The 19,688-nt window shown below is 64.3% G+C and carries 19 protein-coding genes and 1 tRNA gene; 14 read left to right on the top strand and 6 right to left on the bottom strand.

Annotation, left to right across the window (positions count from 1 at the left end; all coding sequences use genetic code 11):
• The first annotated feature begins 22 nt into the window (after window positions 1-22).
• Entirely contained in the window at window positions 23-934 is a 912-nt protein-coding gene (locus tag ACP15K_RS06910) for an MBL fold metallo-hydrolase (protein WP_424990130.1), read from the top strand.
• A gap of 69 nt (window positions 935-1,003) precedes the next feature.
• Window positions 1,004-1,078: transfer RNA gene (locus ACP15K_RS06915), tRNA-Asn, on the top strand.
• Between the two features lie 157 nt (window positions 1,079-1,235).
• Here ACP15K_RS06915 and ACP15K_RS06920 read toward each other — a convergent pair.
• On the bottom strand, window positions 1,236-3,044 hold the full coding sequence (locus tag ACP15K_RS06920) for a tetratricopeptide repeat protein (protein ID WP_424990131.1): 1,809 nt from the start codon (window positions 3,042-3,044) through the stop codon (window positions 1,236-1,238).
• Window positions 3,045-3,275: 231 nt separating this feature from the next.
• Between ACP15K_RS06920 and ACP15K_RS06925 the strand changes: the two genes are divergently transcribed.
• The 4 genes from ACP15K_RS06925 (at window position 3,276) to ACP15K_RS06940 (ending at window position 7,560) form a co-directional block, all read left to right on the top strand.
• Window positions 3,276-3,551, top strand: coding sequence for a hypothetical protein (locus ACP15K_RS06925; RefSeq protein WP_193141133.1), 276 nt, complete (start codon window positions 3,276-3,278; stop codon window positions 3,549-3,551).
• 13 nt (window positions 3,552-3,564) lie between these two features.
• Window positions 3,565-5,241, top strand: coding sequence for an arylsulfatase (locus ACP15K_RS06930; RefSeq protein ID WP_226925766.1), 1,677 nt, complete (start codon window positions 3,565-3,567; stop codon window positions 5,239-5,241).
• A 91-nt stretch (window positions 5,242-5,332) separates the two neighbouring features.
• The gene (locus ACP15K_RS06935; protein ID WP_424990132.1) at window positions 5,333-6,313 is read left to right on the top strand and encodes an HAD family hydrolase; all 981 of its coding nucleotides are present in this window, start codon (window positions 5,333-5,335) and stop codon (window positions 6,311-6,313) included.
• Between the two features lie 512 nt (window positions 6,314-6,825).
• Window positions 6,826-7,560, top strand: coding sequence for a DsbA family protein (locus ACP15K_RS06940; RefSeq protein WP_193141135.1), 735 nt, complete (start codon window positions 6,826-6,828; stop codon window positions 7,558-7,560).
• Here ACP15K_RS06940 and ACP15K_RS06945 read toward each other — a convergent pair.
• Window positions 7,533-8,666: a Gfo/Idh/MocA family protein gene (locus ACP15K_RS06945; RefSeq protein ID WP_193141136.1), complete on the bottom strand. Its 1,134-nt coding sequence runs from the start codon at window positions 8,664-8,666 to the stop codon at window positions 7,533-7,535. The genes ACP15K_RS06940 and ACP15K_RS06945 overlap by 28 nt on opposite strands.
• A gap of 10 nt (window positions 8,667-8,676) precedes the next feature.
• The gene (locus ACP15K_RS06950) at window positions 8,677-9,375 is read right to left on the bottom strand and encodes a GntR family transcriptional regulator (protein WP_193141137.1); all 699 of its coding nucleotides are present in this window, start codon (window positions 9,373-9,375) and stop codon (window positions 8,677-8,679) included.
• A gap of 82 nt (window positions 9,376-9,457) precedes the next feature.
• Here ACP15K_RS06950 and ACP15K_RS06955 point away from each other — a divergent pair, with 82 nt between their 5' ends.
• From ACP15K_RS06955 to ACP15K_RS06985, 7 genes are all read left to right on the top strand, one after another.
• Window positions 9,458-10,612 (top strand): LLM class flavin-dependent oxidoreductase, encoded by a 1,155-nt coding sequence (locus tag ACP15K_RS06955; protein WP_193141138.1) that lies wholly within the window; start codon window positions 9,458-9,460, stop codon window positions 10,610-10,612.
• Window positions 10,612-11,505: an aldo/keto reductase gene (locus ACP15K_RS06960; RefSeq protein WP_424990133.1), complete on the top strand. Its 894-nt coding sequence runs from the start codon at window positions 10,612-10,614 to the stop codon at window positions 11,503-11,505. The genes ACP15K_RS06955 and ACP15K_RS06960 overlap by 1 nt, the downstream gene beginning before the upstream one ends.
• 2 nt (window positions 11,506-11,507) lie before the next feature.
• A complete protein-coding gene (locus ACP15K_RS06965; RefSeq protein ID WP_193141140.1) occupies window positions 11,508-12,023 on the top strand; it encodes a flavin reductase family protein in 516 nt (171 codons plus the stop codon).
• Window positions 12,024-12,083: 60 nt separating this feature from the next.
• A complete protein-coding gene (locus ACP15K_RS06970; protein WP_424990134.1) occupies window positions 12,084-12,740 on the top strand; it encodes a TRAP transporter small permease in 657 nt (218 codons plus the stop codon).
• Complete coding sequence (locus ACP15K_RS06975; RefSeq protein WP_193141142.1) at window positions 12,740-14,029, top strand: TRAP transporter large permease; 1,290 nt, start codon at window positions 12,740-12,742, stop codon at window positions 14,027-14,029. The genes ACP15K_RS06970 and ACP15K_RS06975 overlap by 1 nt, the downstream gene beginning before the upstream one ends.
• 29 nt (window positions 14,030-14,058) lie before the next feature.
• The gene (gene dctP / locus ACP15K_RS06980) at window positions 14,059-15,114 is read left to right on the top strand and encodes a TRAP transporter substrate-binding protein DctP (RefSeq protein ID WP_193141143.1); all 1,056 of its coding nucleotides are present in this window, start codon (window positions 14,059-14,061) and stop codon (window positions 15,112-15,114) included.
• Between the two features lie 150 nt (window positions 15,115-15,264).
• Window positions 15,265-15,870, top strand: a complete 606-nt coding sequence (locus tag ACP15K_RS06985; protein ID WP_193141144.1) for a VPLPA-CTERM sorting domain-containing protein — start codon at window positions 15,265-15,267, stop codon at window positions 15,868-15,870.
• Window positions 15,871-15,965: 95 nt separating this feature from the next.
• On the opposite strand, the gene ACP15K_RS06990 is transcribed toward ACP15K_RS06985, so the two are convergent.
• A complete protein-coding gene (locus ACP15K_RS06990) occupies window positions 15,966-16,661 on the bottom strand; it encodes a hypothetical protein (protein WP_193141145.1) in 696 nt (231 codons plus the stop codon).
• Between the two features lie 176 nt (window positions 16,662-16,837).
• The gene (locus ACP15K_RS06995; RefSeq protein WP_193141146.1) at window positions 16,838-17,329 is read right to left on the bottom strand and encodes a tetratricopeptide repeat protein; all 492 of its coding nucleotides are present in this window, start codon (window positions 17,327-17,329) and stop codon (window positions 16,838-16,840) included.
• 24 nt (window positions 17,330-17,353) lie between these two features.
• Between ACP15K_RS06995 and ACP15K_RS07000 the strand changes: the two genes are divergently transcribed.
• Window positions 17,354-18,634, top strand: a complete 1,281-nt coding sequence (locus tag ACP15K_RS07000) for a cytochrome-c peroxidase (RefSeq protein ID WP_424990160.1) — start codon at window positions 17,354-17,356, stop codon at window positions 18,632-18,634.
• A 4-nt stretch (window positions 18,635-18,638) separates the two neighbouring features.
• On the opposite strand, the gene ACP15K_RS07005 is transcribed toward ACP15K_RS07000, so the two are convergent.
• Complete coding sequence (locus ACP15K_RS07005; protein ID WP_193141148.1) at window positions 18,639-19,421, bottom strand: hypothetical protein; 783 nt, start codon at window positions 19,419-19,421, stop codon at window positions 18,639-18,641.
• Window positions 19,422-19,688: the final 267 nt, after the last annotated feature.

Raw genomic sequence — 19,688 nt, forward strand, 5'->3', positions numbered from 1 at the left:
CAGCAGCACAGGAAAGCGCCAAATGGACCCTTCCCCGCAGTCCCCCGTTCCCGGACAGGTCGAGGACCTCGCCCCCGGCCTGCGCCGTGTTCTGGCGCCCAACCCCTCGCCCATGACCTATTGGGGCACCAACACCTACCTTTTGGGCGACCGCGAGATCGCTGTGATCGATCCCGGCCCGGACAATGCAGCGCATCTTGAGGCCATCCTTGCCGCCCTGCGCCCCGGCCAGAAGATCACGCAGATCCTTGTCACCCATGCCCACCGGGATCATTCGCCGCTGGCCCGCGCGCTGGCCGACCGAACGGGCGCCCCGGTTCTGGCCTATGGACCGGCCGCCTCGGGCCGCAGCGCGCTGATGCAAGGTCTGGTGGCGGATGGGCTTGCCGGGGGCGGGGAAGGCGTGGACACGGGGTTCGCGCCCGACCGGTGCCTTCCCGATGGCGCGCAGGTGACCGGCGCGGGCTGGACGCTGACGGCGCTGTGGACACCGGGACATATGGGCAACCACATGGCGTTCCTTTGGGACGACATCCTGTTCACCGGCGATCTGGTGATGGGCTGGGCCAGTTCGCTGATCTCGCCCCCAGACGGCGACCTGGCGGCGTTCCTGTCATCCTGCCACCGGTTGCGGGACCTTGGTTCGCGCATCCTGCATCCCGGTCACGGCCTGCCGGTCGCCGATCCCGCCGCGCGCATCGACTGGTTGATCGCGCATCGCCATGCCCGCGAGGCCCAGATCCTGTCGGCCATTCCCCCGCACGGCATCGGGCTGAGCGCCCTGACCCGGGCCATCTATGACCGCGAAACCCCTGCCGCCCTGATGCCCGCGGCCGAGCGTAACGTGCTGGCCCATCTCATAGATCTGACCACGCGCGGCAAGGTTCAGGCCGCCCCGAACCTGTCGCCCTCGGCGCTGTTTTCGCTGGCCTGAAATGGGGTGAAAAAAATGTCAAAAGCCTCTGGACGCCCCCAGACAGCATAGCTATACACCGCCGCATGTTCCGGCGTAGCTCAGCGGTAGAGCAGTTGACTGTTAATCAATTGGTCGTAGGTTCGATCCCTACCGCCGGAGCCAAATCACCCAACAATATCAGGTGACCAAGCAAGCACCCCCTCGGGGGTGCTTCTTCATTTTTGGGCTGGGGCAGCACGCGGAGCACCAACCGGCCAGTTCCGCCTGGGGACGCTCCCGGCATCATCCTGCTGGATGGCGTTCCGAGGGGCGATACGGTCTAAAAGGGCGCGAGGCGCTGAGCCGCGCCGTAGGCGGCTGTCGCTTTCAACACGATCTCATCGATGGCGCCGTGGCGGCGCAAGAACGCTGCCGGGTCGGCGGAAATGTATGGATGTGCAGACAAAACGTCCAAAGCCAGGGCCGTCTTCTCGGCATCTCCCAGTGCCGCCGCGTTGATGGCAACGAGGAACCACGCGAAGCCTGTCCCCTTTGACGCGGCGATTTCGGCTTCCTCCAAGGCCCGTTCGAAGTTGCCCTGCATGAAATGCTGCAGCGACGGAAGGTGATAGTACCAGCCGGGCGGGTCGACCGTGCGCTCGATCGCCTGCGCCATGAGTGGGCCGCCTTCGTCGAATTTGCCCCGCACCGACAACCGCCACCCCACCTGCGCGAGCGTGTCAGGATCGTGCGGGTTAAGGTCCAGCGCGATACGCCCGTAGCGTTCGCTTTCGGAATAATTGCCGGTGTAGTGATGGATGGAGGAGAGGGCCTTCGCGGCAAGTACGTTGTCCGGAGCCATGGAATAGGCGTGTTCGGCAACCTCCAGCGCCGCCGCGATTTCGGCATCGGCCTGCTCGGCAGGGACAAAGCCGAAGCGCGCCGCGTCAAGCTGGAGCCACCCGAGCATTGCCCAGGCCTCGGCGTAGTCGGGGCTTTGCGCCACGGTTTCTTCAAGACAGGCCCGCACGGTCTGATAGGCGGTTGACGAGAACTTCTGCCGGTAGGCGATGGCCTCGAGAACGCACAGGTAGCTGTTGAGGCTTGTGGGCGCGGGAGAGGCATCTGCCCGCGCCATGATATCGGCGGACAGCGGGCCGTAGGGCTGCCCGATGGCGGTCGCGATCTCGGCTGATACGGAGTTGCGCAGGTCGATGAGGGCGCCGGGGTTCAGATGCAGGTCATAGCTTTCGCCCCAGACCAGTTCGTCCGTGATGGCCGACAGAAGCTGGACGTTGACCGAAACCGCCTCGCCCTCTGTCTGGACAGTGCCGTGCACAAGATAGGTCGGCACCCCGTCGGCACCGAGTTCCGCCATTCTCTCGGTCAGATTGGTCGCAGCCAGCGGCGCAAACAGGCGCAGGTTGTCGAAGCCGCGCAGTTTCAGGACCAGTTCCGAACTCAGGCCAAGCGACAACGTCCGGGTTGTCGGCGACGGATCGAGCGCCTCGAAGGGCAGGATCGCGACGCGCGGAAACTCTGCCACGGTACGATCTGTAACCGCGACGCCATCGGCGCGAAACAACCACAAGGAAATCACCGCAACAACCGCCAGCCCGGCAAAGATCGCCGCCATCAGCGGTGCCTTGCGCCCGGACTTGCGTGTATTCGCCTGCGGCGGCGCGACGGATGATACCTCCGTCGGGGCAACTGGCGCGACAGTCGTGGCGACCTGGGGGGGGCGAACCTCGAACAGGGGTTCGTACCTGCCCTTCGGGATCGATATGCGCACCGGATCGTCGGCACCGGGGCCGACATAATAGCTGTCGAGGTCCTGCCGAAGACGCCGGGCTTCCAGCCGCACCACCGGATCCGTCTTGGGATCGAAATTCTCGTCGCGCCCGAAAACCGAATGGGCGATGGCGAAACCCTTGAGGGCGGGCCCGCGACCCGCGAGCGCCTCTTCGACCACGAAACTCAGGAATGCGCGCCGCCGTTCGCTGGCCCTGAATTCCGGATGCTCGAACATTCGGTCCAACGCCGCGCGAACATCCGCCTGCGAGGGGTGCGCACCCCTCTCGTCCATCAGGTTCTGGCGGGCATTTACCATTTTCGGGGGCATCTCGCTGCGCTGGTCTCGATCCCACATGAAAATGCCGGCCGGGACCTGTTCGGCAGCACTATAGTCGCCCGCCCCCTGAATTAAAGGGCCGTATTGCGGTGTTGCGGCCTTACCAGGCACCCCTTTGTGAGGGGTTCGAACATGTTCGCCACTCCCGGGCACCGCACGCATGGGGCAAGCTCAAGGCGATTTCGACACGTCTTCCGTCCGGTTGTGAAACCAATGGTCGCAAGATCACATTTTTTACGGAGAGATGACATGGAGCCTGGTCCGATCATTGCGGAACGTTGGCCGAACCTCATGCCCGAACTCCGTAGACGGAGCACCATCGATCCGGGCTTTCGAGAGCTTCTTTCCGACTACAGGGAAGCATGGGAAGCACTTGACCGATGGCGCGCAATCGACCCAGAATCGTCGTGTCGGATCGCGGATTACGACAGGCTCGTCCGCGAACTCGAAGCCGAGATCGAAAAAGAGCTGGCAAAAGATGGCATCCCCGTGCGGACGGAGAGCGCCGGGATCAGAAACCTCTGACGGAGAAATTCATATGCAAACTTCCGGAACCCAAACCGGCATGGCGGGGCGCGCGCTTGCGCTTGGGGTCGCCTTTGCCCTTGGCGGACTCGGAGCGTCGCAAGCCCTTGCGCAGGACGATCCTGCCGGCAGCAAGCCCAACATCCTCCTGATCGTCTCGGACGATACCGGCTGGGGCGATCTCGGTCCCTATCTGGGCGGTGCCGCGCGCGGCATGCCGACGCCGAACTTCGACAAGCTGGCCGAAGAAGGCATGTTCTTCACCAACTTCTACGGCCAGCCCTCGTGCACACCGGGCCGCGCGGCGATGCAGACCGGGCGCAACCCGAACCGGTCCGGCATGACCACCGTGGCCTTCCAGGGCCAGGGCGGCGGTCTGCCCGAAGCGGAATGGACGCTGGCTTCGGTGCTGAAAGAAGCCGGGTACAAGACCTATTTCACCGGCAAGTGGCACCTGGGCGAGTCTGACTATGCGCTGCCCAACGCGCAGGGCTATGACCAGATGAAATACGCGTTCCTCTATCATCTAAACGCCTATACCTACCCCGATCCGGCCTGGCACAAGAACATGGGCGACGACCTGCGCGCCGAGTTCGCCAAGATCACCAAGGGGTCGCTGTCCGGCAATGCCGGCGAAGAGGTCACCGAGGATTTCAAGGTGATCGGCGACGCGGACACGCCGGATCAGGGCAAGGTCGGCATCAAATATCTCGACGCCTATGTCGAAAAGGCCGCCTATGAGTTCCTTGAAGACGCCGCCAAGGATCCGGACACGCCGTTCTTCATCAACGTCAACTTCATGAAGAACCACCAGCCGAACCTGCCGCACCCGGATTTCGAGGGCAAATCGATCTCGAAGTCGCCCTATGCAGATGCGGTGGTCGAACTTGACGCGCGCGTCGGCAACGTCCTGAACAAGCTGGACGAGCTTGGCCTCAAGGACAACACCGTCGTGTTCTACACGGTCGACAACGGCGCCTGGCAGGATGTCTACCCGGACAGCGGTTACACTCCGTTCCGCAGCACCAAGGGCACCGACCGCGAGGGCGGCAGCCGGGTTCCGGCCGTGGTGCGCTGGCCTGCGCATGTTCCGGCAGGCACCAAGAGCGACGACATTCTCGGCGGTCTCGACCTGATGGCAACCTTCGCAGCCCTGGCCGATCAGACGCTGCCCGAGAAAGATCGCGCCGGCGAGCCGATCATCTTCGACAGCCACGACATGACCCCGGTCTGGACCGGCAAGGGCAAGTCTGACCGCAACGAGTGGTTCTACTTCACCGAGAACGAACTAACTCCGGGTGCTGTCCGCGTCGACAACTTCAAGTACGTGTTCAACCTGCGCGGCGACAATGGCGCCACCACCGGTGGCCTTGCGGTCGATACCAACCTGGGCTGGAAAGGCGCCGAGAAATACGTCGCCACTGTTCCGCAGGTCTTTGACCTGCTGGCCGACCCGCAGGAACGCTACGACATCTTCATGACCACCTTCACCGAGAGCACCTGGGCAATGGTCCCGGCCAACGAGGCGATGCAGGAGATCATGAAAAGCTATGTCGAGTATCCGCCGCGCAAGCTGCAGAGCGAGACCTATACCGGTCCGATCACGCTGAGCGCGTATCAGCGGTTCAAGCATGTTCGTGACGAACTTGCCAAGGATGGTGTCAGCATCGGCCTGCCGACCGGCAACTGAGGCAACACCACACACGGGGCGGGCCTTGACGGGCCCGCCCTCTCTCGCGTCCACTTGACCTCGTACCGGACACCCAAAGGCCAATCCCAAAATGAAATTTCTTGCCTCCACCCTTGCCGTATCCCTGGCGTTCGCGCTTCCCGCGATTGCCCAGGACGATCCCCTGCCATCGTGGAACGACGGCGACACCAAAAGCGCCATCATCGCGTTCGTCGAGAGCGTGACCGACGACGACAGCGACACCTTTGTCGACGAAGACGCACGGATCGCGACCTTCGACAATGACGGCACGCTTTGGGTCGAGCAGCCGATGTACACCCAGCTTGCCTTCGCTTTCGACCGGGTCAAGGCCATGGCCGACGACCACCCGGAATGGAAGACGACCCAGCCGTTCCAGGCCGTTCTGGATGGCGACATGAAAGCGCTTGGCGAAGCCGGTGATAAGGGTCTGCTGGAAATCGTCGCCGCGACCCATTCCGGCATGTCGACCGAAGATTTCGCGTCGATCACCACCGATTGGCTGGCCACCGCGAAACACCCGAAATTCGACCGGCCCTATACCGAGCTGATCTACCAGCCGATGCTGGAGCTGCTCGACTACCTGCGGGACAATGATTTCGAGACCTTCATCGTTTCCGGCGGCGGTATCGAGTTCATGCGCCCCTGGACCGAAGAAGTCTATGACATCCCGCCGCAACAGATCGTCGGATCGTCGATCACCACCGAGTTCAAGATGGTGGATGGCAAGCCGGTGCTGATGCGCACCGACAAGATCGACTTCATCGACGACAAGGCCGGAAAGCCCGTCGGCATCAATTCCCATATCGGCCGCCGACCTATTGCCGCCTTCGGCAATTCCGACGGCGATTTCGAGATGCTGCAATACACCACCATCGGCGCCGATGGCCCGCGTCTTGGCGCCTTCGTGCACCACACCGACGCCGACCGCGAATACGCCTATGACCGCGACACGCATTTTGGCAAACTCGACAAGGGCCTTGATGCAGCTGCCGAAAACGGCTGGCTTCTGATCGACATGAAGAACGACTGGAAAACGATCTTCCCGAACTGAGCCCGCCGCCGGTTGCCGCGCATCAGCAGGCGATCGGTGTCATGACCTGCACGGCTGCGCCCCGGCTACTGATCCAGTGGACGGGGCGTTTTCCGTTTGGGGTCGCGCCCGGATCGTCATCGCAAGGGCGGCGACCGCATCCACACCGCGCTGTCGTGGAAACCCATGCACCTGTGGCGCCACACTCGGGATGCCGCTCCGTATGTGATGAAGCGGCAGCGCCCGGTCCCTCTGCGTTTGCGCCCAAATTTGTTGACTGCGGGGCCTTTGCGACCCCTGCCTGGACATTCCTGCCGATGCCTCCAGTCGGCCAACGGTTCCCTGAAAGGGGCGTTCGACAGCATCAAGGGCGATCCCATGTGGCTGCCGCCCGAGCACCGGGTGGATGCCTGGTAGGGCGCCTGCGCTGTTTTGGGCAAGGGGCGCGGGGGCGCACGGCCCCTAGAGTTGTCTCGGCAGACCGGACCGGGGAGCGCGATACTGATCCCGGCAAAAGATGAGGCACGGCCCCGATGACAACACCCAAACTCTCTGGCAACCGGCGCGGATTTCTTGCCTTGGGCGGCGCTGTGGCCCTGTTGGCCGGGGCGCCCGCGTTGTGGCGGGTCTTCGCGCCCTCCCTGTCGGCCCCGCCGCATCCGTCGGTGCCGGGGTTCTTCCAGTTGGAACAGGCGGCGGTGACCGGGGCCTTCGATCCGCTGGTGGGCCTTCAGGATGGCCCCCGGATCGAGGCGGCCGAGATCCCCGATATCTGCGCCGCGCTGTTCCGCACACCGCGTGACGGGCGCGTGCCGCTGGCGTTCTTCACCGACATCAACTGCACCTATTGCCGAACCATGGAGCCGTGGATCACCGCGCTGGACCCGGCAACCGTGGCTCTGACCGTGCATGATCTGCCATTGCTGGGCGCGGGTTCGGTGGCGGCGGCGCGGGCCATCCTGGCGGCAGAGTACCAGGGAGCCTCCTCGGCGATGCGCACCCGGCTGCATCGCACCCGTTTTCAGCCCGACCCGGCCTATCTGACCGCGCTGGCCGAAGGCCTGGGGCTGGACGCCCCACGGCTGTTGCAGGACATGGACCGCCCCGAGGTGACCGCGCGCATCGCCACCAGCCTTGGGTTGGCGGCCCGCTTCCAGATCCCCGGCACACCGGCGCTGGTGGTGGGGTCGGTGCTGGCCGTGGGCAACCGCAGCAAGGCCGAGGTTCAGGCCCTGATCGATCAGGCGGACATCGGCGTCTGCACCTGAGGCGCGTCAGTGGGCAAACCGGACGCCACCGCCTGTCCCTCAAGCGCCGAGCGTTGCGCCGCCTGCCCCATCAGCACCGCGCGCATCCCGTCGTCGAAGCCGACCTCGACCGTTCCCTGTCCGCGCAGTACCTGCAGGAACTTCTGATGCTGGTAGAAGGTGGAGCCGTTGTGATCGCCCGCGTCCAGCAGCGCCTCGTCGACCGGGATCTCCAGCATCTGCGGCCGCTTGGGACGGCGCGGCGATACGATCACCCGTGACACCGGCGGCGGGCCAAGGTCGGCAGGCCAGAACCGGGTCGGCCCCGGCACCTTGGCCTCGATCTTGCCCAGCGGACCGAGGGCGGTGATCTCTTCCTGAAACTCGGAGCCTTCCGCGAACATGCACAATTCCAGCATCCCGCGCGCGCCGTTGGCGAAATCCACGATCACATAGGCATTGTCCCAGATGTCGGGCGGGCCCGCGGCCGGGTGTTCGGCCTTGTGGTTCACGTCCTGCGCGCCCGAGGCCATGATCCGCACCGGCTCGGCCCCCACCACCAGCCGCATCAGGTCGAAGAAATGGCAGCATTTCTCGACCAGCGTGCCACCGGTGCGGGCGTTGTAACGGTTCCAGCCGCCGACCTTGTCGAGAAACGGAAAGCGATGTTCCCGGATGGTCAGCATCCGCACACCGCCGGTAACCTCGGCCACCTTGTCGATCAGCGCCGCGATGGGCGGCATGTAGCGATACTCCATCGCCACCCAGATCGGTGCCGGATAGCGCGCGTGCAGCGCCGCCAGCCGGGCCGCATCGTCAGGATCGGTGAACAGCGGCTTTTCCACCAGCAGCGGCAGCGGCCGGGTGGCGGCGATCTGCTCCATCTGCGCCACGTGGCAGTCGTTGGGGCTGACGATCACCAGTGCATCCAGGTCCGGCAGGGCCAGCAGATCGGCCAGATCGGCCACCGCCACGGCCCCCGGCACCAGCGCCTGCGCAGCACCGCGCATCCCCGCATCGGGATCGCACAATGCGGCCACCTCGGCACCGTCCAGAATTGCGATGTTGCGGATATGCTCCTGCCCCATCATCCCGCATCCGATGATGCCATAGCGCATTGGCGTCATGCCTGCTCTCCTAGCTGTTGCGCGCCACATAGCGGGCGCGGTCGTGGTTGAACCAGGTGCGAGAGACCTCGGGCAGTGCCCCGTCGCTGGTGCGACTCTGGCGCAGGACGTGGCCGCAGACCGCGCCCTCGTCACAGCCGGTGTCCTGCCCCCAACCGGGCATGGCATCGACGCCGATCCGATCCTCGATGGCGGTGATCCAAAGCCCAAGGGTTTCCCGGTAGTAAAGGTACAGAGATTCCGACAACGCCTGCGCATCCAGCCGGTCGGTGATCTCCCCGTCGAGCCAGATCTCCTCTGCTGCAACGGCGCGGTCATCCAGATAGCGCAGGCGGCGAATGCGGTGCGCGGTGTCCGAGCCGCCAAAATCCGGCAGATCGGCAGGCTTGGGCAGGCGCGTCACCGACAGCACGCGGGCCCGTGGCAGCCCGCCGCCGTCCAGCCGTTCCAGCCGGAAGAAGGCATAGATCGACCCGCCCTGGTCAGTGTCGAGAATATAGTTCCCCGACCCCTGCCGACGCTCCAGAATGCCTTGGCGCTCCAGCCGTGCCAGCGCCTTGCGCAGGGTGCCGACGGCAATGCCCATGCCATCCGCCATCTGCCGTTCGGGCGGCAGGCGATCGCCGACGCGCAAGCGTCCGGCCGTGATTTCACGCACCAGAAACTCGGCAATTTGCAGATACTTGGGCAGTGCTGCACGATCTGCCACGCCATCCCCCTGTCGAATTGATTTACTATTGATGCATCAATTGCGCGATGCTAGGCAAGAAGAAACAACCGGGGGGAAGTCGATGACGGTGGTGCCAGTCACATCCGCAGATCTTGATGCATCCGAGGTGTCGTGGTTCTCGGCCCTGTGTTCGGACGACTACCGCTTGCTGGGGGTGCCCGAGGGCGATCTGCGGTCCAGCTTTGCCCATTGTTCATCGATCCTGAAGGAAGCCGAAGCGCAAGGCTTCCGCAACATCCTGTGCCCGTCCTCCTACCAGGTCGGGCAGGACACGCTCAGCTTCGTGGCGGGGTGCGCGCCGATCTCCGACCGCATCAACATGCTGGCCGCCGTGCGCTGCGGCGAGATGCAACCGATCATGCTGGCCCGCACCATCGCCACGCTGGACCACATGTTGCAGGGCCGCCTGACGGTGAACATCATCAGCAGCGATTTTCCCGGCCAGAAAGAAGACAGCAGTTTTCGTTACCAGCGTTCCCGCGAGGTGGTGGAGATCCTGAAACAAGCGTGGACGCAGGACCAGATCACCTACAAGGGGCAGGTCTATGACTTCGAGGGGCTGACCACCGATCCCGCGAAACCCTATCAGACCGGCGGGCCGCTGCTGTATTTCGGCGGGTACTCTCCCGACGCGCTGGACCTCTGCGGCCAGCATTGCGACGTCTACCTGATGTGGCCGGAGCCCAGGGACCAGCTGGCCGAACGCATGAAGGCGGTCAACGCCGTGGCCGAGAAATACGACCGCACGCTGGACTATGGCCTGCGGGTCCACACCATCGTGCGCGACACCGAAGCCGAGGCCAAGGAATACGCCGAACACCTGGTGTCGAAACTGGATGACGAATACGGCAAGCTGATCCGCGAACGGGCGCATGATTCCGGCTCGCTGGGCGTTTCGCACCAGGCCCGCGCCCGCGAGCTGGCCGACAAGTTCGGCTATGTGGAGCCGCACCTGTGGACCGGCATCGGTCGCGCCCGGTCGGGTTGCGGTGCGGCCCTGGTCGGATCCGTCGACCAGGTGCTGAGCGAGATCGAGGCCTATCGCAAGATGGGCATGCGCGCCTTCATCTTCTCGGGCTACCCGCATCTGGAAGAATGCAGGATATTCGGGGAAAAGGTTCTACCTCATCTCAAGACCTGTTCGCTGCCCCACGCCTATGGCCGGGTGCCGGACAAGACCCCGATGACCCCTTTAGGAGCCGGAGAGCGCAAGTAATGGATCGTGTTTCCCTGTCCCCGACGCTGGACCTGTCGCGCATCGTCTATGGCATGTGGCGTCTGGCCGATGATGACAACATCTCGCCCGCCCATGTGCAGGCCAAGATCGAAGCCTGTCTTGCGCAGGGCATCACCAGTTTCGATCAGGCCGACATCTATGGCGGCTACACCTCGGAAGCGGTGCTGGGCAGCGCCCTGCGGGCCGCCCCGGCGCTGCGCGACCAGATGCAGATCATCACCAAATGCGGAATTGTGGCCCCGGCGGGACGCTATGCCGACGCGCGGGTGAAATACTATGACACCTCGCGGGCGCACATCGAGAAATCGGTGGAGTATTCCCTGCGCGAGATGGAAATCGAGCATATCGATCTGCTGCTGATCCACCGCCCCGATCCCTTCATGGATGCCGATGAAACCGGGGCTGTGCTGGATGACATGGTGGCCTCGGGCAAGGTCGGGCATGTGGGCGTGTCGAACTTCCTGCCGGCGGATATGAACCTGCTGCAATCGCGCATGTCCTCGACGCTGGTCACCAACCAGATCGAGATCAGCCTTCTGGCCTCGGACCCTTTCCGCAATGGCGCGTTGGCCACGCTGATGCAGGCGGGCGTGGCGACGATGGCCTGGTCGCCGCTGGCCGGTGGTGCCTTGTTCGCTCCTGAAAACAGCGCCTTGCACGACAAACTTGCAACATTCGGCGAAAAGCATGACGTCGATGCCAGTGCCGTGGCGGTGGCCTGGCTGCTGGCGCATCCCGCCCGCATCCTTCCGGTCATGGGCACCAACAGCCTGGCACGGATTGCACGTTTGTCCGAGGCGTGCAAAGTGGAGATGTCGCGGGAAGACTGGTTCGACTTCTACACAGCGGCCCTGGGACAAGAGGTGCCCTGAGCATGGACGGGAGCAGCGCGATTTCGATAGAGACATTCCAGCCCGCACCCGATACGCAACGGGCCTATCGCACCGCGCTTGGCTCGTTCGGCACCGGCGTCACGGTCATCACCACGACCACCGACCTTGGCCCCTGCGCCATCACCGTCAACAGTTTCGCCAGCGTCTCGCTGGACCCGGCCCTTGTGCTTTGGTCGGTGGACAAGGCTTCGGACCGCTGCGCCGCCTTTGCCGAAGCCAGCCACAGCGCGATTCACGTCCTGGAACGCAGCCAGCAGGATCTGGCATGGCGTTTTGCCCGCGACGGCTTTGATTTCGCGCAGACCGACTGGCAGCCCGACGGCAACGGTGTGCCCTGTCTGGATGGCTGCCTGACACGCTTTGATTGCGAAACCGTGGCCACCCATGATGGCGGGGATCACATCATCCTCGTGTCGAAAGTGTCCAGCGTCTCGGCGCGCCACGGCCTGCCCCTGCTGTTCGTGCAGGGCAAATTCGGAAGTTTCTCCACCTCCTGAGCATACAGGAGGGGAACGCAAGGGTCGCAACGTCGGCCCGATCAGGGAGGATCACGGCGGATGCCCATTCTGCTGGCGCTGTTGCGCCCGTTCGAGATCGTCAACACCGCCATGGGGCGGCTGGGCCGGGGCGTGACCGTGGTGGCCATGGCGCTGATGGTGATTGTGATCCTGATCCAGGTGGTGTTCCGCTACGTGCTGAACAATGCCCTGCCCTGGCCCGATGAGGCCGCGCGCTTCCTGATGCTGTGGATGACCGGGCTGATCGCGCCCTACGCCTTTCGCCGGGGCGGCTTCGTTGCCATCGACATGGTCGAGCGCGCCCTGCCAAAACGGCCGGCGGCCCTGTTGTCGCTGGTCCTGCTCAGCCTGTCGCTGGTGGTGCTGATCGTCGGCGTGCGGCTGGGCTACAACCACACCATGTCGGGCTGCCTGTTCAAAAGCTCGACCCTGTGGATGCCCTTCACCTTCAGTTTCGCGATGCCCCTGCCCGGTCTCGACATGTCGCTGACCCTGTGCACCAAGGCGGATGCGACCTTTGGGCTGACATGGGGCTGGGCCAAGATGCCGCTGGCGATGATGTATGCCTCGCTCTACGTTGGGCTGATCCTGCTGGTGCTGGTCAATGTCGAATTGCTGCTGCGCGGGCTGGCGACCCTGCTGGGCCGCGAAGATCACCTGCGCCCGCTGCCGCGCGATGTCGTGGAGGCCGAGTGATGCTGATCTGGTTCCTGCCCGTCTTCCTGATCTTCCTGATGGTCGGCCTGCCGGTGTTCTTCGCGCTGCTGGTCGCCCCCGGCCTGCTGTTGTGGCTGAACGGGCAGGAACGCGACATCGCCCTGCTGTATCGCAACGTCTACAACGGCATGGACAGCTTCCCGCTGATGGCCATTCCCTTCTTCATGCTGGCGGGCGAGCTGATGAACCGTGGCGGCATCACCGAACGGCTGGTGGAATTCGCCCAAGCCCTGATGGGCCATCTGCGCGGCGGGCTGGCGCATGTGAACGTGCTGTCGTCGATGCTGTTTGCCGGGCTGTCGGGCTCGGCGGTGGCGGACACCTCGGCGCTGGGGTCGATGCTGATCCCGGCGATGGAACGTCAGGGCTATACCCGCCGGTTCGCCGCCGCCATTACCGCGGCCAGTTCGGTGATCGGCCCGATCATCCCGCCCTCGGGCATCATGATCATCTATGCCTATGTCATGGGCGAAAGCGTGGCCGCGCTGTTTCTGGCGGGCATCGTGCCGGGGATCATGGTCGGGGTCGGGCTGATGCTGATGGTCAAGGTCATGGCCGACCGCTATGACTTTCCCATCGCCTCGGCCAAGACCACGTGGCGGCAACGCGGGCAAGCCAGCCTGCGCGCCTTCTTCCCGCTGATGACCCCGGTCATCATCCTGGGCGGCATCCTGGGCGGCGTCTTCACCCCGACCGAGGCCGCAGCCGTCGCCGTCGCTTATGCCACGTTCATCGGCTTTTTCATCATGGGCAGCCTGAAACTGTCGGAACTGCCCGACGTGCTGGCGAAAGCCGGGACAACCTCGGCGGTGGTGCTGCTGCTGGTCGGGGCGGCCATGGCCTTCAAGACCGTGGTCAGCCTGTCCCATGCGCCCGAGATCCTGGCCGAATTCATCCTTGGCCTCAGCCAGAACCCGCTGATCCTGCTGTTCCTCATCAACCTGCTGCTGTTCGTCGTCGGCATGTTTCTGGACGCAGGCCCGGCGATCATCATCCTGGGGCCGATCCTGGGGCCGATCTTCGTGGATCTGGGCGTTGACCCGGTGCATTTCGCCATCATCATGAGCGTCAACCTGACCGTGGGCCTGGCCACGCCGCCCATGGGGCTGGTGCTGTTCGTCGCCTCGTCGGTGTCGGGCGAACGGGTCGAGACGATTTCCAAGGCCATCCTGCCGTTTCTGGCCGTCGAGGTGGTGGTGATCTTCCTGATCACCTTCGTGCCGGCCTTCTCGATGACCATCCCCCGCCTCGCGGGCTTCGTGAACTGAGCAACCAAAACAACTACAGGGAGAGAGACATGCTCAAGAACCTATCCAAACCGCTTCTGGCTGCGGCCCTTGCGGTCACGCCGATGGCGTCCATGGCGGCAGACTACACGCTGCGCGCCACCGCGAATTCCAACGAGAACGATGAAGACTATGACGGTCTGGTCGTGTTCAAGAATTATGTCGAGGCCGCGTCGAACGGCGCCATCGAGGTTGAGCTGTTCATCGGCACGCAGCTTTGCTCGAAAGGCGCGGAATGTCTTCAGGGCATCGCCGATGGCTCCATCGACATCTACATCTCGACCTCGGGCGGCGCGGCGGGGATCTTCCCCTATGTGCAGGTGTTGGACCTGCCCTATCTGATGGCCGACGACCGCATCGCCGAAGCTGTTCTTCAGGGCGATTTCACCCGGACCATGCGCGACATGGCGCTTGAGGATTCCGGCGGCACCATCCGCCTGATGACCATCGGCAACACCGGCGGCTGGCGCAACTTCGCCAACACCAAGCGGCGGGTGCAGACCCCGGCCGACATGGAGGGGCTGAAGATCCGCACCGTGGTCGCCGACCTGCCGCAGGAACTGGTGCGCGCGCTTGGCGCCTCGCCCACCCCGATCCCGTGGCCGGAACTGTTCACCTCGTTCCAGACCGGCGTTGTCGAAGGCTCCAAGAACGGCATCACCGACATCATGGGCATGAAGTTCCCCGATGCCGGCCTGCAATACGTCACGCTGGATGGCCACGCCTACATGGGCGCCCTGTGGTGGATGAACAACGCCCGCTTCATGGAGATGCCCGAAGACCTGCGCCGCGTCGTGGTCGATGGGTTCTACGCGCTGCAACAGGCCACCTTCGCCTCGCCCAAGCGCAAATCCATCGCCGCCTATGAGGAATTCGTTGCCGGTGGCGGCGACCTGTATGTGCCGACGCCCGAGGAAAAGGCTGCGTTCAAGGACGCCGCCGCACCGGTCTACGATTGGTTCAAGCAGAACGTGGAACGGGGCGAGCCGATCTTCACCGCCCTGACCGAGGCCGTGGCCGAGGCCGAAGCGGAACTGGACGCCGCGCGCAGCGCCGACCTGCAATAATCCCCCCAGCGGGCCAGCCCGGCATCGGGTTGGCCCGCGACCCTGCTTGACGCGCACGTAACGCTGCGTCACACCCCGTTATTCTCCCCTTCACTCCATTGAGCGCATGCTCAGCAGCGCCCATATGAAGAGTAGAACGAGGAGAAACCGATGACCTTCAATCGCATGGCATTTCTGGCAGCCTTTTCCGCCCTGACCCTGGGTGCTGCACCGGTCGTGGCAGCCACTGTTGTCGCGGATGAAGCGGTATTGGGCGAGTTTGGCAACAACCCCAAACAGTCCGCCATTTTCGACAAGGACGTGGGCACCGTGATTGGTGGCCAGAAGAACAATGGCGACAGCGATTTCCTGTTCTTTGACGGGTTTGAAGACGGCACCACCTCACTGGACTTCACTTTCACCAATGTTGGCGGTGACTGGGGCGGCCTGAACCTGCGCATCAAGGACAAGGCGTTCAAGAACAAGAACGACTGGTGGCCGCTGGAATTCTCGGGCACCTACGCCGGCCTGACCGACAGCAATCCGCTGAAGATCTCGTTCGCGCTGGACGGCTACACTGGCCCGCTGGCCGTGGCGATCGACTTCTTCCACGCCGATTTCAAGAACGGCAATGGCGTCGGCTACGTCATCACCAAGGCAGGTGGCCTGCCGCCGAGCACCGCGCCGGCACCGATCCCGCTGCCCGCGGGGCTGCCGTTGATTGCATCCGGGCTTGGCGCGCTGGTTCTGGCACGGCGCTTTCGCCGCAAGAGTTGACGATCTGGGCCGGGGCCCCCTCCTCACCCCGGACGGATCCGATCAGGCAGGCCTCACGGCCTGCCTTTTCTTTTCGGGAACCGGCGCGCGGGGCATCAGACCTGCCGCCGGCGCCGCATCCAGCCCAGCCCGACAAGCCCGGCCAGCCCCGATCCCAGGGCCAACGCCGCAGGCGGCACCGGCGCCGGGTGGACGGATTCGAACCGGATATCGACCCGTTCGAAGATCGTGTAGCGATCATTGTCCGGATCGATCAAATGGGTGTCCACATGGGTTCCGAACTTGCCAATGAACGTATCGTAGTGGCCCGGCGACGGCCCATCGCCGGCGCCCGAGACATGCGGTTCATCCACGTTGAACAACCAGACCCGGATCCGCCGCCCATCAAGCTGAGGCACCTTGTTCCCGTTCTGGTCGTACTTGATGCGCAGATAATCCGACGCGGTGAAGCTGAGGGCCGGTGACATGTACAGGCTGATCCCCTCGTTTGCATGCGGGTGGGTCAGGTGCTGGTAGGAAATGGGCGTGAAACTCATGGTTTCGGACCCGGCCTTGCTGGCATCGCCCGAGAATGTTACGGACCCTCTCACTTCCCAGTACCCGCCCCCCAACGTAAACGGCACGGTTTCGGTATAGGGTCTCTCCGGGCGGCTGCTTTTCAGCTCGATCCTGAACTGGAAGGCGGATCTGTAGACCTCATCGGTATTCGGCGTGATCTCGGTGGCGGACATCACCACGGCCATTGCGGCCCCCGGCCAAAGCAGCGCCACGAGCAGTAGTATCCTCAGCATCCCACGTCCCCCTGATTGTGCGGATGGGACACGGCGGTACGGGTGCTTGGGGCTGTTGAACCCCGGTCCGCCTGGGCCGTGTCTGTCTGACATTCTGCAACCATAGCGGAAAATGGCGTTTGGGTCACGCGACCCGCATAAGGCCGCGCTTGACAGCAGCGCCCGGGCGGTCCCCCCTAGCGGAACGGATACATCCAGACCCGGTAATCATCGATCATCACATGCGCCTGCGCGATTTCCTCTGCCGTCATCTTCTTGACCACCTCTTCCTGGCTGATCGCCGCGTCGGGGTCGCCGCCGATGGCGGACAGCACGTACCACGCATAGGCGCGCACAAGGTCGGGGGCGGGCATGCCGCGACCGACTTCGTAGTACCAGCCGACGCCCGATTGCGCGCCGGGATGGCCCTTCATCGCCGCCCGCAGATACCAGTCGAAAGCGCGGTGGTCATCCCGCGCCACCCCCAGCCCCATGGCATACATGACGCCGATCAACTCTTCGGCCTCGGCATTGCCCGACCGGGCCGCAGGCCACAGCGCGGCGCGGGCGTCCTCGAAGGCGCCGGCCTCCATCAGGTCGCGCGCCTCTTCCAGATCCGCAAGGACCGGTCCGGCCAGCGCCAGACACACCGCAAACGCGGCGGCCCCAAGGCTGTGGTTCTGGGTCATTTCCTGCTCCTTCCCCTGGCGGCGATGGCCGAGCCGCACAGCTATCCCTTGCCGGAGCCGATCACGGCAGCAGACTTCCACCCGTTCGATCCCGCCAAGGCGAAACTGGGCCAGTTGCTGTTCTTCGACAAGATCCTTTCGGGCAACCGCAACATCGCCTGCGCCACCTGCCACCATCCCGAGCACGCGGGCAGCGACGGGCTGAGCCTTGGCATCGGCGAAGGCGGCGTCGGTCTTGGCCCCGACCGCACGGCGGGCAGCGGCCCGGATCGCATCGCCAAACGCATCCCGCGCAACGCCCCCAGCCTGTGGAACCTCGGGCACCGCGACATCAAGGTGATGTTCCACGACGGGCGGTTGGAGTCGTCAAACCTTTACGGCAACGCCTACAACTCTCCGGCGCAGGAATGGCTGCCGCCGGGGCTGGACACGCTGATCGCGGCGCAGGCGGTGTTTCCGCTGGTGGCGCAATTCGAAATGGCGGGCAATCCGAAAGAGAACGAGATCGCAGGCGCGGTACACGACCGTATCGACGCAGCCTGGCCGATCCTGGCCAAGCGGGTGCGCATCCTGCCCGCCTATGGCGCGGGCTTCGTGGCCGCCTTCGACACTATCGACCGGCCCGAACAGGTCACCATCGTCGAGGTGGCCGAGGCCATCGGCGACTACATCAATGCCGACTGGCGCAGCTTTGACAGCCCGTTCGATGCTTATCTGGCCGGCGATCCCAATGCACTGGGCCCTCAGGCAAAGACCGGGCTGGACCTCTTCTATGGCAAGGCCGGTTGCGCGCGCTGCCATTCCGGCCCGCTGCTGACCGATCAGGACTTTCATGCCATCGGCCTGCCGCCCTTCGGGCCGGGCCGCACCCGCGCCTTCGATCCGCATGCCCGCGATGTCGGGCGGATGGGCGAAAGCGACCGGCTGGAGGATGCCTACCGCTTCCGCACGCCCTCGCTGCGCAACGTGGCGCTGACCGGGCCGTGGGGGCACAACGGCGCCTACCCGACCCTGCGCGGCATCGTTGAGCACCACCTTGACCCCGACGCGGCGCTGGCCCGCTGGACGCCGCAAATGGCGGGTCTGCCCGAGGCGCCCTGGCTGGCCGCCACCGATTTCATCGTCTGGCAGGATCGCGCGGAACTGGCCCGCCAGGCGGCGCGGCGCGACATCGCCCCGGTCAGTCTGACCGGGGCCGAGGTCGATGCCCTGATGGCCTTCATGCACGCGTTGACCGGCACCACCGCCGGGCAGCATCCGCTGGGCCGGCCCGATGCCGTGCCCAGTGGTCTGCCGGTGGATTGAGCCGTCAGCCGCGCCCGCGCCGCCGCTTCCGCACACCGGCCAGCGCCAACAACCCGCCGATCATCAACGCGCCTCCTGCCGGCAGGGGCACCGCTGTGCTTCCGTTTCCGGACGCCGGGGCCAGAGCCGACGATCCCGCCGCGATATCGGTATAGTAGCGCACCGTCCCGCTGGTCCGCCCCCGCAGCTCGGGCGACAGGGTGAAATAGTGCTGGATCGCGCCGTTGCCGCCGTTCCAGTTCAGCAGCTCCAGCACCGCGCTCACGTCAAATGTACCACCAACCGCCACCTTGCCGCCGTTGATGCCCCCCGAGTCATGGTCGAAACTGCTGCCCGGCGACCCGACGCGACCGATCTTGCTGCGCGTCTCGCCATTGACCGTGGCCGTCAGCTTGCCTGCCTTGCTGTATTTGCTGTCGCCCGCAGCATAGCCCACATCGACGCCGTAATAGCGCACCAGCCGGGCAAAGACCTTCATCTCCTCGGGCGGCTTGCGTCCGCGCTCCTTGCAGACATTGTCCAGCCCCGGATCGGCGAAATCGCTGAGCACACTATAGGTCTTTGCTTCGAAGTTGATCGGCGACGCAAGATCATACTGCGGGCGACCATTCTTGTCGGTCTGGCCGTTGGGCGTGTGCTTCTGAGGCGTCAGCGCGCTGCCATAATTGGTATCGGGATCGAGTGTGATATTCCAATCCACATCATGAGTGTGCACGCAATCGCGCGTGCCCGCCTGGGCAGAGGTGGTCGCGCACAGGGCGGCCAGCAGGACAACAACAGGTTTCATCGGGAACTTTCCTTGGACAATGGGCACGGATCAGCCGCGCCACTCAACTTCCGGGTGCACCATAGGGGCCATGCAACGACTTCGTAAACGTGCATTTGAGAATGTGTTTTTTTATGCGCTACCAGCGCGGTTGGTGTAACAAAATTGCGCTGGCAGAATCATGCGGCGCAACTAACCTTTGGTCTGTGGCGGGGGCACAGCCGAGGGGCGCTTCAAGAGCGCTGGAGATTTTGTCACACCACACTGCGGATGACGTGTATTACAGAT

Source organism: Fluviibacterium sp. S390, from assembly GCF_049800695.1.
Taxonomy (GTDB): domain Bacteria; phylum Pseudomonadota; class Alphaproteobacteria; order Rhodobacterales; family Rhodobacteraceae; genus Meridianimarinicoccus.

Excerpts from the sequence above, each read along its gene's own strand:
- ACP15K_RS06910 (WP_424990130.1), top strand. The coding sequence starts at position 23 with ATGGACCCTTCCCCGCAGTCCCCCGTTCCCGGACAGGTCGAGGACCTC.
- ACP15K_RS07000 (WP_424990160.1), top strand. The coding sequence starts at position 17,354 with ATGGCCGAGCCGCACAGCTATCCCTTGCCGGAGCCGATCACGGCAGCA.
- ACP15K_RS06970 (WP_424990134.1), top strand. The coding sequence starts at position 12,084 with ATGCCCATTCTGCTGGCGCTGTTGCGCCCGTTCGAGATCGTCAACACC.
- ACP15K_RS06945 (WP_193141136.1), bottom strand. The coding sequence starts at position 8,666 with ATGACGCCAATGCGCTATGGCATCATCGGATGCGGGATGATGGGGCAG.
- ACP15K_RS06965 (WP_193141140.1), top strand. The coding sequence starts at position 11,508 with ATGGACGGGAGCAGCGCGATTTCGATAGAGACATTCCAGCCCGCACCC.
- ACP15K_RS06975 (WP_193141142.1), top strand. The coding sequence starts at position 12,740 with ATGCTGATCTGGTTCCTGCCCGTCTTCCTGATCTTCCTGATGGTCGGC.
- ACP15K_RS06940 (WP_193141135.1), top strand. The coding sequence starts at position 6,826 with ATGACAACACCCAAACTCTCTGGCAACCGGCGCGGATTTCTTGCCTTG.
- ACP15K_RS06960 (WP_424990133.1), top strand. The coding sequence starts at position 10,612 with ATGGATCGTGTTTCCCTGTCCCCGACGCTGGACCTGTCGCGCATCGTC.
- ACP15K_RS06995 (WP_193141146.1), bottom strand. The coding sequence starts at position 17,329 with ATGACCCAGAACCACAGCCTTGGGGCCGCCGCGTTTGCGGTGTGTCTG.
- ACP15K_RS06925 (WP_193141133.1), top strand. The coding sequence starts at position 3,276 with ATGGAGCCTGGTCCGATCATTGCGGAACGTTGGCCGAACCTCATGCCC.
- dctP (WP_193141143.1), top strand. The coding sequence starts at position 14,059 with ATGCTCAAGAACCTATCCAAACCGCTTCTGGCTGCGGCCCTTGCGGTC.
- ACP15K_RS06985 (WP_193141144.1), top strand. The coding sequence starts at position 15,265 with ATGACCTTCAATCGCATGGCATTTCTGGCAGCCTTTTCCGCCCTGACC.
- ACP15K_RS06990 (WP_193141145.1), bottom strand. The coding sequence starts at position 16,661 with ATGCTGAGGATACTACTGCTCGTGGCGCTGCTTTGGCCGGGGGCCGCA.
- ACP15K_RS06920 (WP_424990131.1), bottom strand. The coding sequence starts at position 3,044 with ATGTGGGATCGAGACCAGCGCAGCGAGATGCCCCCGAAAATGGTAAAT.
- ACP15K_RS07005 (WP_193141148.1), bottom strand. The coding sequence starts at position 19,421 with ATGAAACCTGTTGTTGTCCTGCTGGCCGCCCTGTGCGCGACCACCTCT.
- ACP15K_RS06935 (WP_424990132.1), top strand. The coding sequence starts at position 5,333 with ATGAAATTTCTTGCCTCCACCCTTGCCGTATCCCTGGCGTTCGCGCTT.
- ACP15K_RS06930 (WP_226925766.1), top strand. The coding sequence starts at position 3,565 with ATGCAAACTTCCGGAACCCAAACCGGCATGGCGGGGCGCGCGCTTGCG.
- ACP15K_RS06955 (WP_193141138.1), top strand. The coding sequence starts at position 9,458 with ATGACGGTGGTGCCAGTCACATCCGCAGATCTTGATGCATCCGAGGTG.